The following is a 22,379-nucleotide window of genomic DNA, read 5'->3' on the forward strand; positions in this document are numbered from 1 at the left end:
ATTCCGGCACCCAGACTACAGCAGCAAAGAACTTGAGGATGTCCATATCAACGACACCTGGTACGGCGCCGCGATCCATATGATTAACACCTGATATAAGAAACCTTCAGGGCGATTCCCCGCCCGATGAGGGGTGCGCTACACACCGTGTTCCTCTACCATCCCGCCTTAAGTTCAAGAAGGGGCGCCTGACATCTCCCGTTGATGCTCATGGAGCGACCCCACTAAATGATAGGTTGGGGAGTTTTGCAATGCGCCAGCCGTGGACAGGGCTGCTAAGTACTGGTTGTTTCGCTCATGGCTCCGTTGAGCCGACGGCGCATCGACGCACTATGGCGCCGAGTTTCGCCTTCTGGCGTACTTCCCAGGTCGCTCGACGGGTTACAACATCGCAGCGGTCAATGGCGAGCCGGCGAGTCAGTCGAAACTGGCTGTGTCTGCTTGCAAGACGCAGAGTCGGCAAGGTTCGACAAGATGAGCCCACAATAGGCGGAGTGGTCAAGTCATGACTAAACCTAGTGTGTCCACTTTCGGCGCCGGCGCATCGATGGTGGGTTACCTCTACCAGATCAGAATCGCGCTGCTGTGGGCGATTCGCCGTAGCCGCACCGGGGATTTCACAATCAGCATCGAGACCCTGGACGATGTGAGCTTTGAAGTCGACGGCGAACCCGCGGCCGTCCTGCAAGCCAAGCACTCGCTCAACGCTGCTGCTACATTGACCGATCTCTGTCCTGAGCTGTGGAAAACGCTGCGTGTTTGGATGGTCGGACTGGCCAGCGGCGAAATTCCTGTCACCACGGCACGTTTTCTAATTGCCACGGCTCAGGCGCCAGAGGGGAGCGCCTCGGCCCTGCTGGGTACCGAAGGAAATAGTCGCAACATCGCTGAGGCTGCTAAACGGCTCAAGCACGCCGCCACCACTTCGAGCAACAGCGACCTCAAAAGCGCATTCGACGCGTTCCTTGCCCTGGACGAAAGTGAGCGGGAACAACTGCTCTCGCGCATTTACGTTGTGCCGGCGCAGCCTGACGCAGCTGCAATCCTTCAGCAGTTACAGGCAGAGCTGTATCACGTCTCGTTACATCACCAAGACCTGTCAGTGCAAATGTTGGAAGGCTGGTGGTTCAGGCGCGTACTGAGCGAGTTGGTGCTTCCCGACGGGGGTATCCCACGCGCCGAAATCGACGCTCAGATATCGGAGATTCAAGAATCGCTCAAAGCTGATTCGCTGCCTATTGACGAAGAGCTCGACGCACTTATGGTTGCGCTCGATCAATTGCCTGCGTTCTCGACACGGCCGTTCTATAAACAGGTGGAGCTAGTCGGCGGCAGTCAACCTCGCATCCGCAACGCGATCACAAGCTACCTACAGGCCTTCCGACAGCGTTCGGCATGGACTCGTAACGATCTATTGTTCGATGCCGACCTGCAGAAGTACGACAGGCGTCTGCATGCCGAGTGGGAGCTGCAATACGCACAGGTCTGCGACGAACTCGGCCCGAATGCTACCGAGGCAGCGATGGCTCAAGCGGGACGCGCAATTCTGAAGTGGGCTGAAGACGCTCATCTCCCCATCCGATCTGGCGTCAACGTACCTTGGGTATGTCGCGGCTCGTTGCACATGCTTGCGGAGGACCGTCGCATCGGCTGGCACCCAGACTTCGCGGCTCGTCTGAAGGCAATTTTCGATTCGCCTGTTGGGGGAGCCTCGGTGTGATGGCCTGGCAGGAACGTACCATTGAGCAGCGCAACCTGCTCAACCCGGCATTCTGTGCCATTGCAGTATGGCACCTTGCGCGCGGCTACAGCGCCGAATCGGCAGCGCTCGTGGCACCCGCTACTGGCTTGCCTCTCGAGCTTGCGTTTGTGGGCTCTAGCATCGTGCTACGCGGCCAGACGCGGGATCAGCTACCTCGCACGACTGCCACCTCGGTCGCCACCTGGGTGAACGATCATCCGCTGGAGCGTTCGGCAGTCGCGAAGGGGGTGGTTGTACTTCGGGAAATCGTGCGTGAAGCCCTTATCTTCGGCGCGCAACATGGGGTTCTGTCGCTCAACGGTCGTCGGATCGACGCGAGTGATGCACAGACGAAAAAAATCAATGCCTACTTCCGCGCATCAAGCGAAGAGGCGAGGGACTGCATGCGCCAGGCCCTGTTCGTCGGCCGCTGGCTGTGCAAAGCCGGAGCGCCTCCGACCGTACTGGCGCTATTGGGAGTTCAAGCATGATCCAAATCCGTGCCATCGCGACCTACAGCCACGATGGACGTCAGCGCGTCGTCCCCTTTGAACCCGGCCGCGTCAACATCATCTCTGGGGACTCGCGCACCGGCAAGTCGGCCATCCTCGGCATCATCGAGTACTGTTTTGGCTCCTCGGAAATCGACGTACCTGAAGGCAAAGTCCGGCGTAACGTCGCGTGGTTTGGGCTCTTGCTGCAGACGCGTCGGGGTCAGGCCTTTGTTGCGCGGCAATTGCCGAAGGGGGACAGAAAATCCAATGAAGCAGTCTATGTCCAGACCGACATTGAGGTAGAAATTCCACCGGCGAGTGCACTGCGCCAGACCACCAACCGCGAAGGCTTGCGCTCGTTACTGGGCTCCTGGGTCGGTCTTTCCGACTACTTGCATGAGCCGCCCCCCGGCCAGACACGCGTGCCGCTAGCAGCCACAATCAGCCACGCACTCACTTTCTGCCTGCAGTCGCAAAACGAGATAGCGCAGCGACGCCATCTGTTCCACGGATCGAGCGACCGCTTCCTCGCGCAGGCGATCAAGGACACTTTGCCCTACTTCTTGGGCGCGGTCTCCGACGACTATGTGGCGCAGCAGCAGGAGCTCAAGCGCGTACGCGTGGAAATCCGCCAGGTTGAGCGCAGGCTCGCTGAAGCTGCCGCGATCCGCGGGGAAGGTGTAGGTCGAGCTGATACGCTGCTGGCTGAGGCAAAGGCCGTCGGCCTGACGAAGCTCGACGACAGTGCGCCATGGCAGGAAAAGATCAGCGTCCTACGCATGATCCAAAGTACTCCAATACCCTCCGAGGCGACAGAGGTTGGCGAGGATGCCGAGTTCCGTCGACTGTCTGTCGTGCGCGGTGAACTTGTGCAAGAACAGCGAGCGCTGCAATCGACGCTGGAACGCGCCCGCAGCTTTGAGGGGAACTCCGTGGGCTATTCGGCCGAGGCCCGCGAGCACGCGTCCCGCCTGAATGCGGTGAGTGTCTTTGAACACGAAGCGCCGGGGCACTCGTGCCCGCTCTGTCTGCAAGGTTTGCCCGAAGACTCGCAGGTACCGTCCATCGGCGATCTTCGTGCCGCGCAGAACTACATCGATGAGCGTAGCGGTGCAATTGATTCCGCGACGCCCCGTATCGCAACGGCGATCCAGGACGTTGAAACGAAGCTCGCAGACGTGCGACGCCGTATTGAAGATAACCGCGTCATGCTCACAGCGGTTAAGCGGGCCAACCAGCGCCTGCAGTTGGCCACGGACATCGAGGCCCGGCGCGCTTTGGTTCTCGGGCGAATCAGCCTCTACATGGAGAACATCCCGCAGATGCCGGACGTCAGTGAGCAGCAGGCGCGCCTCAAGGAATTGCGAGTGAAAGAGGCAGAGCTTGACGAGGCCGTGAGCGCCGACACCATACAAGCGAAGATGGAATCCTGTCTGTCCAACGTCAATCGGTACCTCTCGGATTACGCCGAGCGAATTGATCTGGAGTACTCGAACTTCCCGCTTCGCCTGGATCCCCGTGCGCTCTCCATTGTCGCTGACACGCCCGACCGGCCGGTGCCCATGCGCGAGATCGGTAGCGGCGAGAATCATGTGGGTTACCACATCGTTGCGCATCTTGCGCTGCATACATGGTTCGCGAACCGCGACAGACCTGTGCCAGCTTTTCTGCTGCTCGACCAGTTGTCGCAGGCGCATTTCTCGCCCGACAGCGCCCCAAGCGAGGGTGTGACTCAAGAGAAAATCGACGCGGACCGCAAGGCGGTGAAGCGGCTCTTCGGACTTATCTTCGACGTGGTAGAGAGCCTTAACGGCAAGTTTCAGGTCATTATTACCGACCACCCAGATTTCAGCGACGACACGCGGTTCCAGAGTGCCGTTCGAGAACGATGGCGGAACGGACTCAAGCTAGTTCCAGAAGACTGGCCAAGTGAGCTTTGACCTGCCGCCCGCGAGCATCTGCCCGCCAATGTGGTATCTCAACGAGGTCGGGACGCCATGACATCTGAACACGAGGAGGAGCGAGGTGTACACGAAGCATGAACTCGGATCGAGCAGCCATGCTGCGCCGTCGATACCTGGCGGACAGATCCTCTACATCGTCGGCAATGGTTTCGACCTGCACCATGGCGTCCAGTCCTCTTACGCGGCCTTCGGCAAGTATCTGAAGCAGGTCGATGGCGACACCTACGATGAACTGGAGCGCTACTTTTCTGTCGACGACGACTTCTGGTGGGAATTTGAGGAACAACTCGCCCATTTGGATGCCGACTCGCTCATCGACGATGCTGGAGTTTACTTGGCCTCCTACGGCGCTGACGATTGGAGCGACTCAGGACACCACGACTACGAGTACGAGATAAGGCGAGTGGTGGTCGCGATCTCCTCTACGCTGCGCCGTCGCTTTGGCGAATGGGTACGGCAGCTCGTCATTCCGTCGTCGGCGATGGTCAAAAACAAGCTGCTGCCGTTGCGACGGGACGCCCGCTATCTCACCTTCAACTACACCGACACGCTGCAGCGTTTGTACGGTATTCCGGATGAGAGTGTGCTCCATATTCATGGGACGGCAGCGCGCGAGAGGGATCAACTGATACTTGGACACGGCTGGGAGCGCTCGCCGGCCGATTACTTTTCACACAATATTGATCCTGAATCCGATGATGTCCGCGTCATTGGTGGCTATGAGATCGTCGATCAATACTTCACCGAGACGTTCAAGCCCACAGCGCGCGTAATCGAGACGCATCAGCCCTTTTTCCAAAGCCTGTCAGGTATCAAGAAAATATTCATCATGGGGCACTCACTCTCGCACGTCGACCTTCCCTATCTGGAGGAGATGCGTCGACATCTAGGTGACGGCGAGATTCAGTGGCAGGTGAGTTTTCACGGGTCTTCGGAGGGCGTCGAAGCTGGCATGGAGAGGATTGGTGTCAATGCCAGCGATGTCCGCTTCGTGCCGCTAACAAAGCTCGCCCAGTGGGCCTGTCCGTGATGGCGTCGCGTGTCGTGCCTCCTGTGCCTCGCCCCCGCATCCCCACGGGTGCGGGTGTGGAAAATGATCCCGAGATCGCCGCTGCATTGGCCTGGCTTGCCGCTTGCTCTGGAGACGCTCAAGCTTTCTCTGCCAGGTTGGTCGGCGCGCAGCAGCGCTACCGTGAGATTACGTCCGATGCTTCCGCCTACGGCAGGGATCCATTGTGGACCGATCTCGGCCCGGACATAGTGGCCGCGTACCTTGCTCAGGGAAAGTCACTGCTTGATGACCGCCGGTCATACGACTTCGCACTCGTGTCCCACGTCGCGCCCTGGCTCAAGCAGCTCGGTGCGAATCTGCGAGCCCTAGCAAAAGTCGAAGGCGCGTCGGACCGGGCGCTGCGCATGCTTCGTACTAGCCAAGTCCCTCCCGACAGCGCACTGTTCGAGCTGGTGATGGCGAGCAACTATGCAGCGGAAGGCTTTGACGTCGAGTTTATCGAGGAAGGATCGAGAAAGACGCCTGACCTGCGGCTCTCCGGTGGCGAATTGGGCCGCGAACTGTTCGTGGAGTTGAAACGCCTGCAGCGAGGAGACTATGAGCTCGAGGAGCGGCGCCGACACGTGGAAATCTTCCGCCAGCTCGAGATATTCCTGCATGAGCAACGCTTATCTGTCGATGTCGATGTGACCTACAACAGGGAGCTGGCCGACGTGCCAGTCGACTACCTCCGTCAGCACGTGGCCCGTGCTATGGCTAGCCCCATCGTTGTCCCCGACGGCTACCCGTGGTGCGATGAGTTCGGCAGCGGCCACATCCGCGACGCCAACGTGGCTGCCGTACATCGCGACACTCGAGAAAGCTATCTCTATTTTGGAACAAAGATGGCGCGACTCCTGTCGGGGCGTGTCGTGTCAGAGAATGGCTATCACCTCGCCGCACGAGCCTCGCCCAGTCCGAAGGACCCTAGGTATGTTGAACGAATGGAGTATGGATCCGTTGTGACGTGGAAGTGCATTGCGCCGGCCTCAATCGATCGCAAGGCCAAATATGTTCGCAGCAAGCTTGCGGAAGCAGACAAGCAAATTGCCGACTACGGGCGGGGCATCATCCATATCGCGATGGATGCCACGCTGCACAGCGAGGCATCGGATCTTCGGCAGCGACGTAACCAGGGCACGGTCGGCACGTTTCAGATGAACTCTCAGGCTGTCATCGTCTACCTGCACTATTTCGTCCCAAGGGTGTCTGAGGAGCACTCGTGGCTCATAGACGAAACGGTCGACGTATTCAGCCGGCTCGAGCCGCCGCCCCCACCGTTTCTAGCATTTCCCAGCTCGAAGGCGCTCAACAATGATGAACCCGCATGGCGGCAGCACCTGCGACCATCTAAAGCATAGAGAATCCGTGTCAACATCGGAGCGATGGCTTCCTGCACGCGGCCGGGCATGCTGTACGGGGCGGCAGTAAGGCTGTTCTGGCGGAAAGCAGCGGAGGATGGCTTCTTGCTCTCTTTTGGATGCTCGTGGTGCCAGCGAACGATCAGAGTGCGACGCACAGGCGCTTTCCCAATCGAGCTTCCCCGCAAAGGCTTGTCACACCTAGCCTCGACAGACTATTGCTAAATTTCGCTGGGACCACGAAGCCAAATTCAGGGGGGCTCGACATACTTGCTGCCTTTTTTTTAAGCACAACACCTTCTTAGAAATCAACGGGTTAGCAGCGCCCTTTCCGACAGACTTTATTTTTTTGGATCAGAGTGATCGGTAAAAATAAAGTCTGTCGGATGTAAATTAAGTCTGTCGAGGTGGCTTGTGGTTCGCATAGGCGCAGGCGCGCCAAGGCGGCTCTCCTTTTCCTTACTGGCCATGCTCGGAGACCGCCGTTCCCGTTTGTGCGATCTCCTTGGTGAGTTGCATCACCGTGCGGCTTGCAAGCGTCAGATCGCCATGACGCGACATCGCCAGCGCGATGTATCGATAGACCGTCGGGTCCACCACCTTGGCCGCCTGCAGCCGCTCTTCGCGCACGGCGTTGGCGATGGCGTAGGGCCCCAGCAGCGCGTACATGCCGCCGTCTTCGACGATGCGCGTCTGCAGGCTGAGGGAATCCGCTTCCACCACGACGTTCAGAGAGATGCCGCGTTGGGTCGCGAGGTGGTCGAGCCAATCGCGCCAACTGCTGGGCCGGCAGAACGAAACCAGCGGTAAACCGTTCACCGCCGCAAACGGCACGGTGGGCTCGGCCAGAAGCGGATCGCCGGGTGTGCCAACCAGGTATGTCGCGGCTTCGGTCAGATAGATGTCGCCGTGCTTGGGTGTCGGGCTGTGCCGGAACAACAGGGCAAGATCAACGCTGCCGTCTTCCAGCCAGGTTTCCAACTGCGCGCCTTGACCTTCTCGCACGCTGAGTTGCACGAGCGGATAGCGCTCGCGCAAGCGGTAATACAGCGTGCTGACCAGAGGATGCGCCGTAGAGGGAATGATGCCCAGACGTACGGTCCCGATCGGTTTGCCGGCTGAGCTTTGAATGTCATTGGCCAACTGCTCCGTGCCCGCCAGCCATGCCCGCACCTTCGGTGCGATGCGCTGCCCCAGTTCCGTGAGCACGACGCCCCGGCCCGTCCGCTGAAACAATCGGCCGCCGGCTGCCTGCTCCAGCTCTGCAATCTGACGGCTGATATGGGGCTGCGTGGTGCCGTGCGCCAATGCCACCTTGCTGAGGCTGCCAAGCTCGGCGGCCTCGATGAACAGTTTCCAGCCCGCGTAATCCACCGTGTCCCCACGCTCTTGATATGTCAATTTAGTATATCTGAAATGCCGGAATTCATCCTTCCGGCATGCCTCGTGCCTCCCTAGACTGCATCGCAAGCACGTTGACCACCCAGGCGTTCCAAGGCTTCGCCGGCGACGAGCGCTCCCCGGGCACAGGCATGACGCCCCCGGGAAGACCTATCGATCCACTCGTGAGGAGACTCCATGAAAGACATTGATCTGCGCGGCCTCGTACCCGCCCCCGTCACCCCGTTCACCCGCGATGGTGCCGTCGACCACGCGGCCATCCAGCGGCTAGGCAAGTGGCTCGGCAGCTTTGACGGCGTGAAGGGCCTGGTCGTGCTCGGACACGCCGGCGAAGGCACCTTCCTTTCACAGGATGAACAAACCGCCGTGATCGAGAGTTTCGTGAAGTCGGTCGACGGCAAGCTTCCCGTCATCGCCGGCATCACGCTCGAAGGAACGCAGGTGGCCGCGGCCGCGGCCAAGCGCGCCGTCAAGGCCGGAGCCTCGGCTGGTCTGGTCTATCCGTCGCACGGCTGGCTGCGCTTCGGTTACCAAAAAGGTGCACCGCAGGACCGCTATCGCGCCATCTATGAGGAAAGTGGCCTACCGCTGATCCTCTTCCAGTATCCGGACGTGACCAAGGCAACGTACAACCTGGAAACACAGCTCGAGATTGCCGCGCAGCCGGGCGTGTTCGCCATGAAGAACGGCGTACGCAACATGCGCCGCTGGGATACCGAAATTCCCGTGATCCGCCGCGAGAACCCCGATCTTCAGATCCTGACCTGTCACGATGAATACCTGCTGCACACCATGTTCGATGTAGACGGCGCACTGGTGGGATACGGCAACATCGCGCCCGAACTGCTGATCGAACTGATCGCAGCGGGCAAGGCCAAGGACTACCCTCGCGCGCGCGCCCTGCATGACAAGCTGTTGCCGATCACGAAGAACGTCTATCACCGTGGCTCGCACATGGAGGGCACCGTCGCGCTCAAGCACGCGCTCGTCGCACGGGGCATCCTTGAGCACGCCACTGTGCGCCCTCCGCTGCTGCCGCTGGAACCCGGCGCGGAGATCGACATTGCCAACGCGATGCGCTCGGCCGGCCTGAGTAGCCCGGGTGCCGGTGTGGTGCAGCCTCTTGCCGCATAAGGCAAGCAGGCTGCCGGCAACGCCTTAAGGGCGTGCGCACACCATAAGCGGTACCTGTCCGGGCGTGATACAAGCGCTATCAAAGCGCCACGCCCGGCGCCACAGCCGACCGACGGCTGCCACCAGAACAACAAGATCATCGATGCAGGGCGCAACCCGCAGCCTCGCATCAGAACAATGACATCTGGAGACAACATGACCATCACCACGCCCGCCCTGGCACACCACGGCGTGCAGGAGAGCGCGCGCGCAGCGTCGGCCGATTCCGGCTTGCGCGCCGCACAGCTTCTCTTTCGTATCGAGAACGTCCCCTTCAGTCGCTGGCACACGAAGGCCCGCATCATCATGGGCAGCGCCACGCTGTTCGACGCCTTTGACGCGCTATCGCTGGCCTTCGTCATGCCGGTGCTTGTGGGACTGTGGCATCTCTCACCGGGCGAGATCGGCGTGTTGATCGCCGCCGGTTATCTTGGACAGGTGATCGGCGCGCTGGTGTTCGGCTGGCTGGCTGAGCGTCTGGGCCGAGTGCGAAGCGCCACCATCACGGTCGGACTGATGTCCGTCATGAGTGTGGTGTGCGCGTTTGCCGGTAACTTTCAGATGCTGTTTCTGTGCCGGTTCCTGCAGGGCATCGGCGTTGGGGGTGAAGTGCCGGTGGCGGCGACTTACATCAACGAGTTGTCGCAAGCGCACGGGCGCGGACGCTTCTTCATCCTGTACGAACTGATCTTTCCGCTGGGGCTGCTGGCGGCGGCCCAGGTTGGCGCGTTCCTTGTGCCCCGCTTTGGCTGGGAATACATGTTTCTGGTCGGGGGCATCCCAGGCATTCTCGTGGCGCTGCTGATCATGCGCTTGCCGGAGTCGCCGCGCTGGCTGATCGGCAAGGGCCGCTTTGACGAAGCCGAACACGTGATCCGGGACATTGAAGCCAGCACGCCCCGCCGCAATCTCGACCCGCAACGCGACAGCACCGAAATCGATACGCGAGTCGCCACGCTGCTCGAGGGCATTCGCACACGTCGCAAGGGCTCATGGAAGGAACTGTTCTCGCCACTGTACCGTGGCCGGACCCTCGTCGTGTGGGTGCTGTGGGCCAGTTCCTACTTTGTTGCCAACGGCATCAATAATTGGCTTCCGAGCCTGTACAAGACTGTGTACCACCTGCCGCTGCAGGAATCTCTGCATATGGCGTCAGTCTCAAACGTCCTGAGCACCTGTGCAGTGCTGGTGTGCGCCCTCCTGGTGGATCGCGTCGGCCGTCGGCGCTGGGCTATGGCGTGCTTCCTGATCAGTGGTGCCTTGCTGGCTGCATTGGCGGCGATCGGTGCCGGCAGTGCGCTGTCCGTGATGATCCTGGCGTCTTCTGCCTACGCTGTGATGGGCACGACCACCGTACTGCTGTATCTCTACACGCCTGAAATCTATCCAACCCGCATGCGTGCCATCGGCACCGGGCTGGCGACGTCATGGTTGCGTGCCGCATCGGCTGCAGCGCCGGCCATCGTCGGAGTGGTTCTCGCCGGCTACGGCATCGCGTCGGTGTTTGTCATGTTTGCGCTGGTGAACGTTATCGGCCTGCTGGCGGCCATGCGCATGATCGAGACCACCAACCGGGCGCTCGAAGACATCTCGCCCTAGGTATCGAGGCGCCGCCGCGCGCCATCCCCCTGCCTTCCTGTATTGCCCCAAGAGGGTCGCCATGTGCGACCGCCTCTTGGCGGAGCGCACCCAAAAAACCATACAAAACCCCGTCGCGGTGCCACGCACGGGTACAACACAGAGGAGACCTCACCATGAAAACCACGTCCTGGCTGATCGGCATGAGCATCGGTGCAGCCACCCCGATGATGGCCGCCGCACAGTCCGTCACGCTCTACGGCCTGGTGGATACCGGCGTTGAATACGTCAATAACGTTGGGGCCGCGAAAAGCGGGCTGGTGCGCATGCCGAACCTCACAGGCACCGTGCCGTCGCGGTGGGGGGTGCGCGGCAAAGAAGACCTGGGCGGCGGTCTGCATGCCGTCTTCACGCTTGAATCGGGCTTCGCGCCGGACTCCGGCGTCTCGAATCAGGGCGGACGGCTATTCGGCCGGCAAGCAAACGTGGGGCTCAGCGGGGCGTGGGGCGAGGTGACGTTTGGCCGACAGAACACCATGCTGTTCTGGGCGATTCTCGACTCGGACATCCTTGGACCCAACGTCTATGGCGGTAACGCATTGGACAGCTACCGCCCGAATGCGCGTGTCGACAATGCCATCGCTTACAAGGGCAAGTTCGGCGGCCTCACCGTGGGCGCCACGTATAGCTTCGGCCGGGATACGGTCAATGCCGGTGCCAACCCAGCCGGCACCAACTGTGCCGGCGAACTGGCATCGGACAGCCGCGCGTGCCGCGAGTGGTCCGCCTTGGTCATGTACGAAACCGGCACCTGGGGCATCTCAACCGCGTACGACTCGCTGCGAGGTGGCCCCGGCGCAGCGGCTGGCCTCACCAGTAGCAAACTGAAGGACGATCGTCTGCTCCTCGGGGCTTACGCGTTATTCGACAAAACAAAGGTGGGCATCGGCGCTTCGTTCCGCAACAACGAAGGTGGCGCGCCATCACACAGCCAGTTGTACTACGCAGGCGCGTCCTACGACATCACACCCGCCTTCAACCTTGCAGGGCAGGTCTACTATCTGCACTTCAACAACAGTGCCAACAAAGCGTGGCTAGGTGCCATCCGGGGTACCTACGCTTTCTCAAAGCGGACGTCGGTGTATCTCACCGGTGGGTACATCGATAACGGTGGGCAGTCGAACCTCTCAGTGAGCGCCGGCGGCAGTGGAGGGACGAGCAACCCCGCGCCCGGCGGCAATCAACTCGGGGTGATGGCCGGCATGAAACATTCGTTTTAGCAGCCGCTGTTTAGTCGCCATCACGCTATCCATAATCCGCAGGGACGACAGGCCTTCACCGGTCTGCTGTGAGTGCCGCCCTACAAATAGAAGGCCCCTGCGCGCTTTGGTTTACCGTTCTTCTACTGGGTACCAGTTGCTCCGGGTGTCGATCACCTTGCCCCTGCCTGGATCGTCTTCGAGAACGGTCAACGCACGATAGCTTCGCTGCAATTAAAGTCGGCGTTGATCGGTGCGGTGTGGGCTAGCCTCGTGCCAGCATGCTAGAGCCTGTCTTGCCCCAATGAAGAGAAACGGGTCGGGTCCCGGGTGCTAAGTCGATTCGCCACGATCCACCCTATCGCCGCCGATACCGGCACAAGACAAAGCAGTGCTGCCGAGATGCCTTTGCTGGCACCAGTGAGGACATGAAAGTTGGCCACTGCGAGTGCAAGAACCGTGCACAGTGCCAGACTGGCGGTCACGGGCAGCAACCTCACCCGCGCGAAGCTGTATCCATGCGTCTTGTGGAAGAAGAAGGCAACGACAGCAAATGCAGTTGCGATCATCAGCGTGAGAACACACACCGTCGCGAGATTACTCAACCATGCAAATACCGTCAGTACGGGGTCTGCGTGGATCAGCGCAAACCCCACAACAACGACAGCGCATAGGGCGGTCTGCAAGAGAGATGCAACGTGAGGACTCTGAAATCGTGGGTGTGTCCAGCCAAGTCGCTCCGGTAGAAGGCCTTCGCGCCCCATCGAGTAGAAATAGCGTGCGGTTGAGTTGTGGAAAGCGATCAGCCCCGCGTAGATGCTGGCAATGAACATGCTACGCAGCACAACCGTGAAGGTACTCCCTGCATAGGTCTCCGAGAGCGAGTACAGGAAGTTGGTGGGATCGCTTAGCGCGGCGATCATGCCAACCACCTTGCTGCTGCCGGCTCCAAGTACTAGGCACCAGAGCGAGAACGAGTAAAAGCACCCAACGAGCAGGATCGCGGCGTAGGTCGCAATCGGAATGCTGCGTTTCGGGTCCTTGGCTTCTTCGCTGTAGATCGTAGTCGCCTCAAAACCGATGAACGCGGCAAAGCAGAACAGCAATCCGATGAACGGGTTTCCGCCAGCGACGACACTCGGCGCGAATGCATGCGCGTTGATCCCTTCCGCACCGCCGTGACGCAGGATCAACAGGTCAAGTGTCAGAACAACTAGATATTCCGCCATCACGAATGCGGCAAGGATCCTTGCCGAGAAGTCGATCTGACGATAGCCGAAATAAGCCACGCTTGCCATGGCAACCAGAGCGCACCCCCACCATGGCACGTTCACCTTGAACTCCGCGAGCAGCGCTTCCGATGCAACCGCACCCAGCATGCCGTAGAGAGCGAACTGCAGCGTGACATAGCCCAGGATCGCGACCATCGCCGCCGCCCCTCCGGCTCGGCCGCCCAGTCCGCGCGCGATCATTGCGTAGAAGCCTCCAGCGCTTGTCACGCGAGCGGCCATTGCCGTATAACCCGCGGCAAAGACCAACAAGATGCCTAATGCCATCAGTACAAGCGCAGGCGTTCCGGCACCATTCCCCAGCAGTATTCCGATCGGGAATCCTCCTGCGACCACACTGAGCGGGCTTGCCGCAGAGATCACCAACAGCGTAATGAACGCGGCACTCAGCGAAGAACGATGCAGTTGCGTGGACCGGGCGCCGGCGGATTCTTGCCTCTGCTCCGGCGTTGAAGCCGTCACTTCCATTGTCTTTGTCTCCTTGCACCGCGTTCGATTTGAGGCCGGAGCGCTGCCAATAACATTCGCTTCCGTATGAAGTGAAGGCAGTCTATGGGGTGCAGTTGGAAGGTCGGTATCCCGGATCGGCACGGGATCGCTCAGAAGCCGGCAACAGCAGCCCGACGGCCGCCATATGAATGAAGTACTTCCTGAAAACGTGCAGTGTGCGGCCGCTGCGCTCCTCGCCACGACCTTGTGAGAGCGACGCTTATGCCATTGCGGCGGCGGCAACTCTCTTCATGGCGCGGTCTTTCTGATGTTTCTATCCGCTCGTTTTGTTTGCGAGGGCAACTCACCGAACAACTCGTGGTACTCGGCTGCGAAATGGCTCATGTGATAGAAGCCCCAGTTCGTCGCGGCATCGCCAATGGAAAGATCGCAGGCTTGGGTCGACATCAGTTCCCGCCTCACACCATTCAGCCGGACAGAGCGCAAATAGTTCAGTGGCGTGGTCTCCGCAACCGTACGGAAACTGTTCTGCACGGTGCGACGGCTTATCTGAAGCCGTTGGCACAAATCGATGACGCTTGGCGCGTTCGTCACATCTGACAGCGTCAGGCGATGGCACTTGTCGACGATAAAACTGTGAACGGAGCTACTTTGACGTTGTGCTCGATCGCACGACGGATCAGACAGGAGTTGCAGCATACCGTTGAGCATGACCTCCTCCAGCGCCAACTCCTGAGCGCCTTCCTGATCCGAGCAGCAAAGCGCGTCGGAAAAAACCCCCAGCAATTGATTTCGCCGATCTGCAAGCCTCTGCTCCGGCAAGCGGATCACCGGCTGGCGAAGAAGTGTACGAATCTCTCCAGCCCAAGGCGTTCTTTCCAGCGCGGTCTCGAACAGTTCACGCTCGAACGTGATGGACAGCATGTCCATGCCCATTGGCATATGGAACATGAATTCCTCACCGCCACGCAGAACAAAAATGGTGTTGTCATCCGCCTCACGGCCCTGCACTCGGATGGCACCTGGGACCGCAATGGGTATCGCAAAACAGACCTTGTCTTTGGGCGCCTCACCGTGCTGCACCACCCTCCGGTTGATTTGCTCACGGAACACATGACAGCGGCTGCTATCGAGCTGCATCAACGCGCTTTCAAGCGGGCCGGCGGAAATCTGACTATAGGTCTGGTTCCATTCGCGCACGGCCGAAGCGTGCACGTGCACATCCTGGAATCGACTGATGCTCTGATTCATGGTGCAAACAACCTCTGGGGCGATTGAGGTACAGGACTCTGCGGTGCGGTGAGACGGACCCACAAAGCGCACAAATTGTGCCAATCGGCATCTGAGTTGCTCTACCCGGGAAAACCCGGCGCGGCAACGCTTCGGTGCAGTCTCTAACGCACTCTTCTGCACCATCGGCACGTCACGAGCACGCCACAACGGTGCGCCGCAGGGGTGCCGCTGGGGTGCCGCTCGCACCAAACCGGACATTCCCCGCCCCCCGCCCGGGTAAGTCAACACGGCGCAGGCGTCATCTCCAGCGGTTTCGAGTTGCTCATTTGGGATACCGCCAAGTGCGTGCCCGCCACGACACTGATTCCGTCGCCACCGGCAGGTGGCTGCACCGAACCCTCGAACTCAGCGCGATCGCCCGCTGAAGACCCTATACGGAGACCCAATGACTTACGAAAATGCCCGCTTCTGGCATCCGATGATGCATCCCGCTGCCATGAAACAGCGCAAGCCGCTGCGTATTGTTCGCGGCGACGGATGCTATGTCTACGACGATGCTGGTAACAAGTTCGTTGACGGCGTAGGTGGTCTGTGGAACGTGAACGTCGGCCACAATCGTCCCGAAGTCAAAGCCGCTATCGTGAAGCAGCTGGACGAACTGGAGTACTTCCAACTGTTTGATGGCGTCTCCAACCCGCCAGCAGAGCAACTCTCCGCGCGACTGGTTGACTTGCTTGAACCGGAAGGGATGAAGCGCGTCGTCTTCAGCTCCAACGGTTCCGACGCGACGGAAACTGCGCTCAAGCTCGCGCGCCAGTACTGGAAATTGCTTGGGCAGAAAGACCGCACGAAGTTCATCTCTCTCAAGGAGGGCTATCACGGCAGCCATTTCCTGAGTGCCTCGGTGAATGGCAACACCGTCTTCCGCCGCAACTATGAGCCGCTGATGCCGGGTTGCTTCCAGGTACAGAACCCCTGGGTCTATCGCAACCCCTATACCCACGACCCGGAAGCACTATCGGATCTGTGTGCCGGCATGCTCGAGCGCGAGATCGAATTCCAGGGCCCGGACACGGTGGCTGCATTCATTGCTGAGCCCGTGCAAGGCGCTGGCGGCGTCATCGTCCCTCCCGCGAGTTTCTGGCCGAAGGTACGCGCGATTTGCGACAAGTACGGCGTGCTGCTGATCGCCGATGAGGTGGTCACCGGATTCGGCCGTACAGGAAGTCTGTTTGGCGCACGTGCGTGGGGCGTCAAGCCGGACTTCATGTGCTTTGCCAAGGGCCTTTCGTCTGGCTACGTACCGCTCGGTGCCACGGCATTCAACGGCCGTGTGGCAGATGCGTTTGAATCCAACCAGGACTTCACCGGCCAATTGATGCACGGCTACACCTATGCAGGCCACCCTGTCGGCTGCGCTGCCGCACTCGCAAGCCTCGACATTGTGGTGGGTGAAGATCTTCCGGGTAATGCCGGCAAGCAAGGAGCGCATCTGCTTGAAGCGCTGCAGCCTTTCGTTGATCGCTTCGAGTCGATTGGTGAAGTTCGCGGCAAAGGCCTGATGCTGGCGATCGACTTGGTCAACGACAAGGCAACCCGCGAGCCGATCAGCCCGATGTCTGGCTACGCCTATAGCGTCGCGGAAGCCGCGCGCCGCAATGGAGCCATCGTGCGGCCGGTGGGTACCAAGATCATTCTGTCGCCGCCTCTCGTGATTCAACGCCCGGAAGTCGATCGAATCGTTGCTGCACTGGATGCAGCTTTCAAGGAAGTGCCTTTCGTTCGATAAACCCGACGCACGCCTCTCATCTTTCGAACAACGACATGAGCCACTACCTGAAGCATTTCATTGATGGCGCAGAGGCGGAGGCTGCCGACGGCGGCCGTATGCCCCTCTTGAACCCGGTCGACGAGCGCGAATATGCAACGGCCGCTCGCGGCACAGCGGAAGACATCGACCGTGCCGTGGCCGCCGCGCATGTACAGCTCACCACGGGCGAATGGAGCAAGCTCAGCGGGGCGCAACGGGCACGCCTGCTGAGCCAATTGGCAGACTTCGTGGAGCGCGATACCGATCTGCTGGCCGACATGGACGCCAACGCTATCGGACGCTCTCCCATGGAGCCTCGCATGATGGATGTGCCCAACGCCGTTGCAAACTTGCGTGCGGCGGCCGGCTGGGCGAATCAGCTCGAAGGTCGCACCATCCCGACCTCCGGGTACATGGGCGTTCCCACGCTCTCGTATACGGTGCGCGAGCCGATCGGGGTGGTCGGAGCCATCGTGCCTTGGAACTCGCCTCTGATGATCACCTGCTGGAAGCTTGCCGCGCTGCTTGCCGCAGGTTGCACCGTTGTCGTCAAGCCCGCGGAGGAAACGCCGCAGTCAGCACTGCATCTCGCGGCGCTTTGCAAGGAAGCGGGCTTTCCGGACGGTGTTGTCAATGTGGTCACGGGCTATGGCGAAACCGTGGGCCGCGCCTTATGCGAACACCCCGACGTCGCCAAGATCAGCTTTACCGGCAGCCCGGAGGCTGGACGTGCGATTCAACGCAGTGCAGGCCCTCTATTCAAGCGCGTGGCGCTGGAACTGGGGGGCAAGAGCCCGCAGATCGTGTTCGACGACGCATCCTTCGAAGAAGCGTTGCGTGGCTGTGCGCTTGGCCTGTTCGTCAATCAGGGCCAGGTCTGCGCGGCAGGCTCGCGCATCCTTGTTCAGCGTGGAATCGCGCAGCGCTTCGCATCGGCGTTGGCGGAAGCAGCTTCCATGGTCAACGTCGGCAATCCGCGCCAGCCGGGCGTGCAGATGGGCCCTGTCGCCAAGAAGCAGCAGTTCGAGCGCGTCAACCGGTACATCCAGCGCGGCCTTGAAGAAGGCGCCGAACTTCTGGCGGGTGGCGTCTCGTCACCGGATCAAGGGTGGTTCGTCAAACCCACGATTTTTGCCAACGCAACCAACTCCATGGCCATCGCCCGCGAAGAAATTTTCGGGCCAGTCGGCACGGTCATCCCGTTTGACACGGAAGAGGAAGCGATTGCGCTGGCCAACGATTCGGAATATGGCCTGGCCGCAACCATCTGGACACAAGACCTCACACGGGCCCATCGGGTCGCAGCCAAAGTCAAAGTGGGTGCCGTTGGCGTGAATTGCTGGAGCCCACTGGACGCAAACCTGCCATGGGGCGGCCTGAAGTCAAGCGGAATTGGGCGTGAAGGCGGCCTTGCTGGCGCCCAGGCCTACACCGAAGAGAAGGTCGTCACCGTTCTTCTCCCCTCCTGACTTGAACAACGCGGAGCAACTAGGCACGCGTTGGAGGAATACGCTTGAATAGGTACGGCAGGCGCCAAATGCGCTTGTGGTTGCCTGCCAGCCCCCCTACAGCAACACGTGAATACGGATAGCCATGGCGGCGCTTCGGCGCGGTGATGGCTACCATCCGCCCCATCAGCGCTTCGTCCTCATTTCAGTTGTGTCACTCGTACCGAAACAGCAGGCGCGAATCCCTGCCAGCCAGCAAGCCGCCGTGCCCCATGTTTGGAGCTGCACTGGTGCCGCGCAAATCAACACGAATTGGCCCGTCGAGCAACAAGGCAAGACCTTCGCGTTGCAGGCCGAAGAGTCACGAATCTCACATTTGGAGAGAAAGGCACAAATCCCTTATTTAGGGATTTGCCAGGCTATAAAAGGCCACCCTATTGCACCAATAAATTTATTCAATCCCATATTGCAGGAATTTAGGTACTAACACCTACGGTGCAGAACAGTGGGCGCCGCTTAGAATTCTTCACAGGATCAGGCCTGCACGACGGCGAACAGCCAAGAGGTCGAATCTTCTTCCATACAACAGCCTCCGCCATGCCGCGACCGCGTACATGGCGGGATGGCCAGGGCTCCTACAACCACTTAGTCACCCCTCTTCGCCATGAGTAGAACTTCAGACGGCCTCAGCATCGCGCGCGGATGCGCTGCCACCCAGGGCTTGAGCTCTTCAGCAGTGCTTGAAAGGACGCGACTACCGGATGACGAATACGACGTAGTCGTTGTCGGTGCTGGATTTGCAGGTCTCACCGCGGCTCGCGAGTTGGGGGCAAGAGGATTGCGGGTGGCAATCGTCGAAGCGAGGGATCGCATCGGCGGCCGTACCTTCGTCACGGAGCAAAACGGTCAGAAATACGAAATCGGCGGGACGTGGGTGCATTGGGGACAGCCGTACATTTGGAATGAACTCCATCGATACGGCCTAGCCATCACCGAATCGCTGAGCGGCACGGCTGACACCATGAGCGTACTGGGCGAAGGTGGCCTGACCACGGATACCTCGGAAGCGATCGGCAAGGAACTCGAAGAAGTCCTGACCGCCTACTGCGACATCGATGGGGCACAGTGCCGAGTGGCTTTCGCAAACCCACATGCGGCGTCGCCCGAGCTTCTCGCAAACTCCGATGAACTCAGCCTGGCAGATCGTTTTGCGTCCATCCCTTCTGAGGGCCGTCAGCGCGATCTTCTGCTGTCGTTCTTGACCATGAACGCAGCCACAGATCCTGCCAAAGGCGGGTTCCATGACCAGCTGCGTTGGTGGGCACTCGGTGAGTATTCAGCCGATTCTTTGTTGAAGCGGTTGGGCCGTTACAAGATCGCGGAAGGCACCTCCGCACTGGCCATGGCAATGCTCGAAGATTCGAATGCAGACCTGGCACTGGGCCAGCCTGTCTCCCAAATCCGTGTGATCGATGGCACGGTGCACGTCCAAACAAGGACGCTGGATGTCAAATGCAAATGCGTTGTTGTCGCCGTGCCCCTGAACGTGCTCAGTGATATTGATTTTGGGACTCAATTGTCTGAGGCCCGTTCCGCCGCACATGAGGAGCGGCATGTCTGTGCCGGCACAAAATTCATTGCTCGCGTGGACCGCAGTGTCGGAGCTTGGGTAGGCTTCGCCCCATTTCCGAATCCGTTGACGATGGTGGTGGCGGATCGCGAAGTGGACGGCAAGTCGGTGCTCGTGGGTTTTGGTCCGGACGATAGCATCAAGCTCGATGACATCGAACTGATCGAGGCCGAACTGCGAAAGTTTCTACCGGGGATCAGCGTCGAGGAAGTATTTGCCCACGACTGGACCCGCGATCCATACGCCAAGGGAGGATGGACGTGGTTCTCCCCTGGCCAGACCTCCAAGGTGCTCCCCACGCTGCAAACGCCGGCGCCCCCTCTCTTCTTTGCAAATACTGACTGGGCAAGCGGCTGGCGCGGATTTATCGACGGCGCGATTGAAGAAGGGATTCGAGCGGGGCGCAACGTCCTCTCGTTTTTGCGCTCGACCAAATGAAGGTTTGATCGAGCCAGCTCATCGTGGCCGCCTCCGCGCCGCATCCAACTCTCACATAAAGGAATAGCAATGAATCTGAACGAAGCCATCGAGAAAATGCAGGCCTTGTGCCGAAGTGGAGACGCACAGGCTTTTTACCGCGAGATGTTTGCGGATGATGCAGCTGTCTCAGGAGAGGGAGCGCCGGGCATTACAACAGGCTCGGAATTGCTGCCCGCGCTGACGGAAATGCTGAAAACCACACCACACCTATCGATCCGTGCAGTGCGGACAACCGACCTCGGTGATGGAGCGGCCATTACATGGCTGGAGTGGACGTCGCCGACCGCGGACGGCACGCCCGGGGAAACGATCGCATTCCGGTCACTAACGGTTTGGCGCAAGCGCGGCGCGAGTTGGGTCATCGCGGCAGACATGTACGGGTCCGGCGCATTCGCCGCCTCCTGAGCGGACAGTCGCTCAGGACGGAAAGCAGAGGAAGAGCCCATGCCGGAATCATCTACCCAACCAAACGAGCACACGAGTCTCAAGCGAGACACGATCGGCTGGTTCACCATCTTCTTGATGGTCATCACGACCAATGGTCCCTTGACGTCTATGGGAGGGGGTGTCCCGGCCAGCATTACGTTTGGCAACGGCATCGGATTGCCCGGCTCATATCTCATAGTCTGTGCCGCCTATCTGCTCTTTGCAGTCGGCTTTTGTGCGATGAGCCCCTATGTGAAGAACGGCGGCGCGTTCTACGCGTACATCACCAAGGGCCTCGGTACGATTCCAGGCGTAGGGGGAGCGTGCATTGCAGTCTTGTCGTACGTCACCATGCTCCTGGCGTGTTACGCGATGCTTGGGCACTTTATGAGCGTGGCGCTTTCCTCTTTTGGAATCTCGATACCGTGGTGGGGCTGCGCCGGCGCCGCTGCCATCGCAGCCCATCTGTTGTGTGTGCGCGGTATCGAGTTCACCGGCCGACTATTGCTCCTCCTTATGCTCTCCGAGGTGGGCTCGATTCTCCTGGCTGACCTGCTCGAACTATTGCGAGCCGCGCGTGACCATCACCCCTTGTCGCTTCTACCGTTCGCACCGCAGTCCATCTTCACACAGGGATTTGGACCGTCATTGATCTTCGTGGTCGCATCGTTCATGGGCTTCGAGACGGCAGCAATCTATTCTCAAGAAGCTCGCGAAGCACAGCGCTCAGTGCCACGCGCCATGTATTTCTCCATCGTCTTTATTGGCGCCCTCTACGCGGCGTCGATTTGGCTCATGCTGAACCACTTCGGTATGGCGGACGCGGTTGCCGTGGCATCCAACGATCCTGGAGGCATGTGGCTCTCGATGTTTTCGGTGCTCGCCGGACATACCGCAGCCCAGATCGGCTCCCTGTTGGTGATGACCAGTCTGTTCGCGGCCGTTCTGAGCTTCACGAATGTAGTGGCACGGTACTGGCACGCTTTGGCGACTCGCGGTCTTGTCTGGCACGCTTTGTCGCGCACCCATCTGCGGCATCAATCTCCACACATCGCTTCAGCGGTAACGATGTGCATATCGGTGAGCTTGATCTTGCTGTGCGCAAAGGCAGGGCTGAATCCGATGCTTCAGGTATTGCCTTGGGCCAGCGTTCCTTCAGCCGTTGGTGTACTCGCCTGCCAAACACTGGCCGCGGTCGCTGTGGTGGCGTTTTTCCGGCGCAATCGGACAGATGTCTCACCTTGGCGTTCGCTGGTTGCTCCAGCCGTCAGTGCGGCCGTTCTGCTGTTTCTCCTCTGGGAAATGATCGCCCATGTCGAGCTCCTCTCTGGGTTGTCGGCTGTACTGAGTTACGGCATGGCGATGAGCGTGTTACTGGCGGGCGTCATCGCATCGTTCTATGCGGCCGACCTTCGCCGCCGCTCGCCAAAGCGGTACGCCGAGCTGTCTGAATTGGTACATCTGCCCTGACTTTGCGGATGCGGTTGGCGCGCGTTACGCATCAGACGCAACCTTCAAGAATTGTGTTTCGTCCACCAAGGCCCCTGTATTCCCTCATCTGTGAATGACGACAATGACGAACCCCCTGAAG

16 protein-coding genes are annotated in these 22,379 nt (G+C 59.9%); 13 read left to right on the forward strand and 3 right to left on the reverse strand.

Annotated features, from left to right (window positions below):
* Nucleotides 1-505: 505 nt before the first annotated feature.
* The 5 genes from NG898_RS17335 (at nucleotide 506) to NG898_RS17355 (ending at nucleotide 6,611) form a co-directional block, all read left to right on the forward strand.
* Entirely contained in the window at nucleotides 506-1,720 is a 1,215-nt protein-coding gene (locus NG898_RS17335; protein ID WP_252693604.1) for an ABC-three component system protein, read from the forward strand.
* On the forward strand, nucleotides 1,720-2,232 hold the full coding sequence (locus tag NG898_RS17340; protein WP_252693605.1) for a three component ABC system middle component: 513 nt from the start codon (nucleotides 1,720-1,722) through the stop codon (nucleotides 2,230-2,232). The genes NG898_RS17335 and NG898_RS17340 overlap by 1 nt, the downstream gene beginning before the upstream one ends.
* A complete protein-coding gene (locus NG898_RS17345; RefSeq protein WP_252693606.1) occupies nucleotides 2,229-4,175 on the forward strand; it encodes a DUF3732 domain-containing protein in 1,947 nt (648 codons plus the stop codon). The genes NG898_RS17340 and NG898_RS17345 overlap by 4 nt, the downstream gene beginning before the upstream one ends.
* Before the next feature lie 85 nt (nucleotides 4,176-4,260).
* On the forward strand, nucleotides 4,261-5,229 hold the full coding sequence (locus NG898_RS17350) for a bacteriophage abortive infection AbiH family protein (protein WP_252693607.1): 969 nt from the start codon (nucleotides 4,261-4,263) through the stop codon (nucleotides 5,227-5,229).
* 56 nt (nucleotides 5,230-5,285) lie between these two features.
* A complete protein-coding gene (locus NG898_RS17355) occupies nucleotides 5,286-6,611 on the forward strand; it encodes a hypothetical protein (RefSeq protein ID WP_252693608.1) in 1,326 nt (441 codons plus the stop codon).
* A 459-nt stretch (nucleotides 6,612-7,070) separates the two neighbouring features.
* On the opposite strand, the gene NG898_RS17360 is transcribed toward NG898_RS17355, so the two are convergent.
* On the reverse strand, nucleotides 7,071-8,012 hold the full coding sequence (locus NG898_RS17360) for a LysR family transcriptional regulator (protein ID WP_252693609.1): 942 nt from the start codon (nucleotides 8,010-8,012) through the stop codon (nucleotides 7,071-7,073).
* A gap of 177 nt (nucleotides 8,013-8,189) precedes the next feature.
* On the opposite strand from NG898_RS17360, the gene NG898_RS17365 reads away from it, so the two are divergent.
* From NG898_RS17365 to NG898_RS17375, 3 genes are all read left to right on the forward strand, one after another.
* Nucleotides 8,190-9,146, forward strand: coding sequence for a dihydrodipicolinate synthase family protein (locus tag NG898_RS17365; protein WP_252693610.1), 957 nt, complete (start codon nucleotides 8,190-8,192; stop codon nucleotides 9,144-9,146).
* Nucleotides 9,147-9,341: 195 nt separating this feature from the next.
* Nucleotides 9,342-10,784, forward strand: coding sequence for an MFS transporter (locus NG898_RS17370; protein ID WP_282562275.1), 1,443 nt, complete (start codon nucleotides 9,342-9,344; stop codon nucleotides 10,782-10,784).
* A gap of 155 nt (nucleotides 10,785-10,939) precedes the next feature.
* Complete coding sequence (locus tag NG898_RS17375) at nucleotides 10,940-12,043, forward strand: porin (protein ID WP_252693611.1); 1,104 nt, start codon at nucleotides 10,940-10,942, stop codon at nucleotides 12,041-12,043.
* Nucleotides 12,044-12,306: 263 nt separating this feature from the next.
* Here NG898_RS17375 and NG898_RS17380 read toward each other — a convergent pair whose 3' ends face one another.
* Together NG898_RS17380 and NG898_RS17385 are read right to left on the reverse strand one after the other, a co-directional pair.
* The gene (locus NG898_RS17380; RefSeq protein WP_252693612.1) at nucleotides 12,307-13,779 is read right to left on the reverse strand and encodes an APC family permease; all 1,473 of its coding nucleotides are present in this window, start codon (nucleotides 13,777-13,779) and stop codon (nucleotides 12,307-12,309) included.
* Between the two features lie 270 nt (nucleotides 13,780-14,049).
* Entirely contained in the window at nucleotides 14,050-15,012 is a 963-nt protein-coding gene (locus NG898_RS17385) for a helix-turn-helix domain-containing protein (RefSeq protein ID WP_252693613.1), read from the reverse strand.
* Nucleotides 15,013-15,439: 427 nt separating this feature from the next.
* Here NG898_RS17385 and NG898_RS17390 point away from each other — a divergent pair, with 427 nt between their 5' ends.
* The 5 genes from NG898_RS17390 to NG898_RS17410 all read left to right on the forward strand — a co-directional run bounded on the left by NG898_RS17390 (nucleotide 15,440) and on the right by NG898_RS17410 (nucleotide 22,258).
* Nucleotides 15,440-16,783, forward strand: a complete 1,344-nt coding sequence (locus NG898_RS17390; protein ID WP_252693614.1) for an aspartate aminotransferase family protein — start codon at nucleotides 15,440-15,442, stop codon at nucleotides 16,781-16,783.
* 35 nt (nucleotides 16,784-16,818) lie between these two features.
* Nucleotides 16,819-18,273: an aldehyde dehydrogenase family protein gene (locus NG898_RS17395; protein ID WP_252693615.1), complete on the forward strand. Its 1,455-nt coding sequence runs from the start codon at nucleotides 16,819-16,821 to the stop codon at nucleotides 18,271-18,273.
* Nucleotides 18,274-18,916: 643 nt separating this feature from the next.
* Nucleotides 18,917-20,320 (forward strand): flavin monoamine oxidase family protein, encoded by a 1,404-nt coding sequence (locus NG898_RS17400; protein WP_252693616.1) that lies wholly within the window; start codon nucleotides 18,917-18,919, stop codon nucleotides 20,318-20,320.
* 69 nt (nucleotides 20,321-20,389) lie between these two features.
* The gene (locus NG898_RS17405) at nucleotides 20,390-20,767 is read left to right on the forward strand and encodes a YybH family protein (RefSeq protein WP_252693617.1); all 378 of its coding nucleotides are present in this window, start codon (nucleotides 20,390-20,392) and stop codon (nucleotides 20,765-20,767) included.
* Nucleotides 20,768-20,806: 39 nt separating this feature from the next.
* Nucleotides 20,807-22,258: an APC family permease gene (locus NG898_RS17410; RefSeq protein ID WP_252693618.1), complete on the forward strand. Its 1,452-nt coding sequence runs from the start codon at nucleotides 20,807-20,809 to the stop codon at nucleotides 22,256-22,258.
* Nucleotides 22,259-22,379 lie beyond the last annotated feature (121 nt).

The organism is Ralstonia mojiangensis, from assembly GCF_023955645.1.
In the GTDB taxonomy this organism is placed as follows: Bacteria; Pseudomonadota; Gammaproteobacteria; order Burkholderiales; family Burkholderiaceae; genus Ralstonia; species Ralstonia mojiangensis.

Coding starts and splice junctions, on each gene's coding strand:
- NG898_RS17375 (WP_252693611.1), top strand. CDS start 10,940: ATGAAAACCACGTCCTGGCTGATCGGCATGAGCATCGGTGCAGCCACC.
- NG898_RS17380 (WP_252693612.1), bottom strand. CDS start 13,779: ATGGAAGTGACGGCTTCAACGCCGGAGCAGAGGCAAGAATCCGCCGGC.
- NG898_RS17335 (WP_252693604.1), top strand. CDS start 506: ATGACTAAACCTAGTGTGTCCACTTTCGGCGCCGGCGCATCGATGGTG.
- NG898_RS17410 (WP_252693618.1), top strand. CDS start 20,807: ATGCCGGAATCATCTACCCAACCAAACGAGCACACGAGTCTCAAGCGA.
- NG898_RS17400 (WP_252693616.1), top strand. CDS start 18,917: ATGAGTAGAACTTCAGACGGCCTCAGCATCGCGCGCGGATGCGCTGCC.
- NG898_RS17405 (WP_252693617.1), top strand. CDS start 20,390: ATGAATCTGAACGAAGCCATCGAGAAAATGCAGGCCTTGTGCCGAAGT.
- NG898_RS17345 (WP_252693606.1), top strand. CDS start 2,229: ATGATCCAAATCCGTGCCATCGCGACCTACAGCCACGATGGACGTCAG.
- NG898_RS17390 (WP_252693614.1), top strand. CDS start 15,440: ATGACTTACGAAAATGCCCGCTTCTGGCATCCGATGATGCATCCCGCT.
- NG898_RS17365 (WP_252693610.1), top strand. CDS start 8,190: ATGAAAGACATTGATCTGCGCGGCCTCGTACCCGCCCCCGTCACCCCG.
- NG898_RS17385 (WP_252693613.1), bottom strand. CDS start 15,012: ATGAATCAGAGCATCAGTCGATTCCAGGATGTGCACGTGCACGCTTCG.
- NG898_RS17395 (WP_252693615.1), top strand. CDS start 16,819: ATGAGCCACTACCTGAAGCATTTCATTGATGGCGCAGAGGCGGAGGCT.
- NG898_RS17370 (WP_282562275.1), top strand. CDS start 9,342: ATGACCATCACCACGCCCGCCCTGGCACACCACGGCGTGCAGGAGAGC.
- NG898_RS17340 (WP_252693605.1), top strand. CDS start 1,720: ATGGCCTGGCAGGAACGTACCATTGAGCAGCGCAACCTGCTCAACCCG.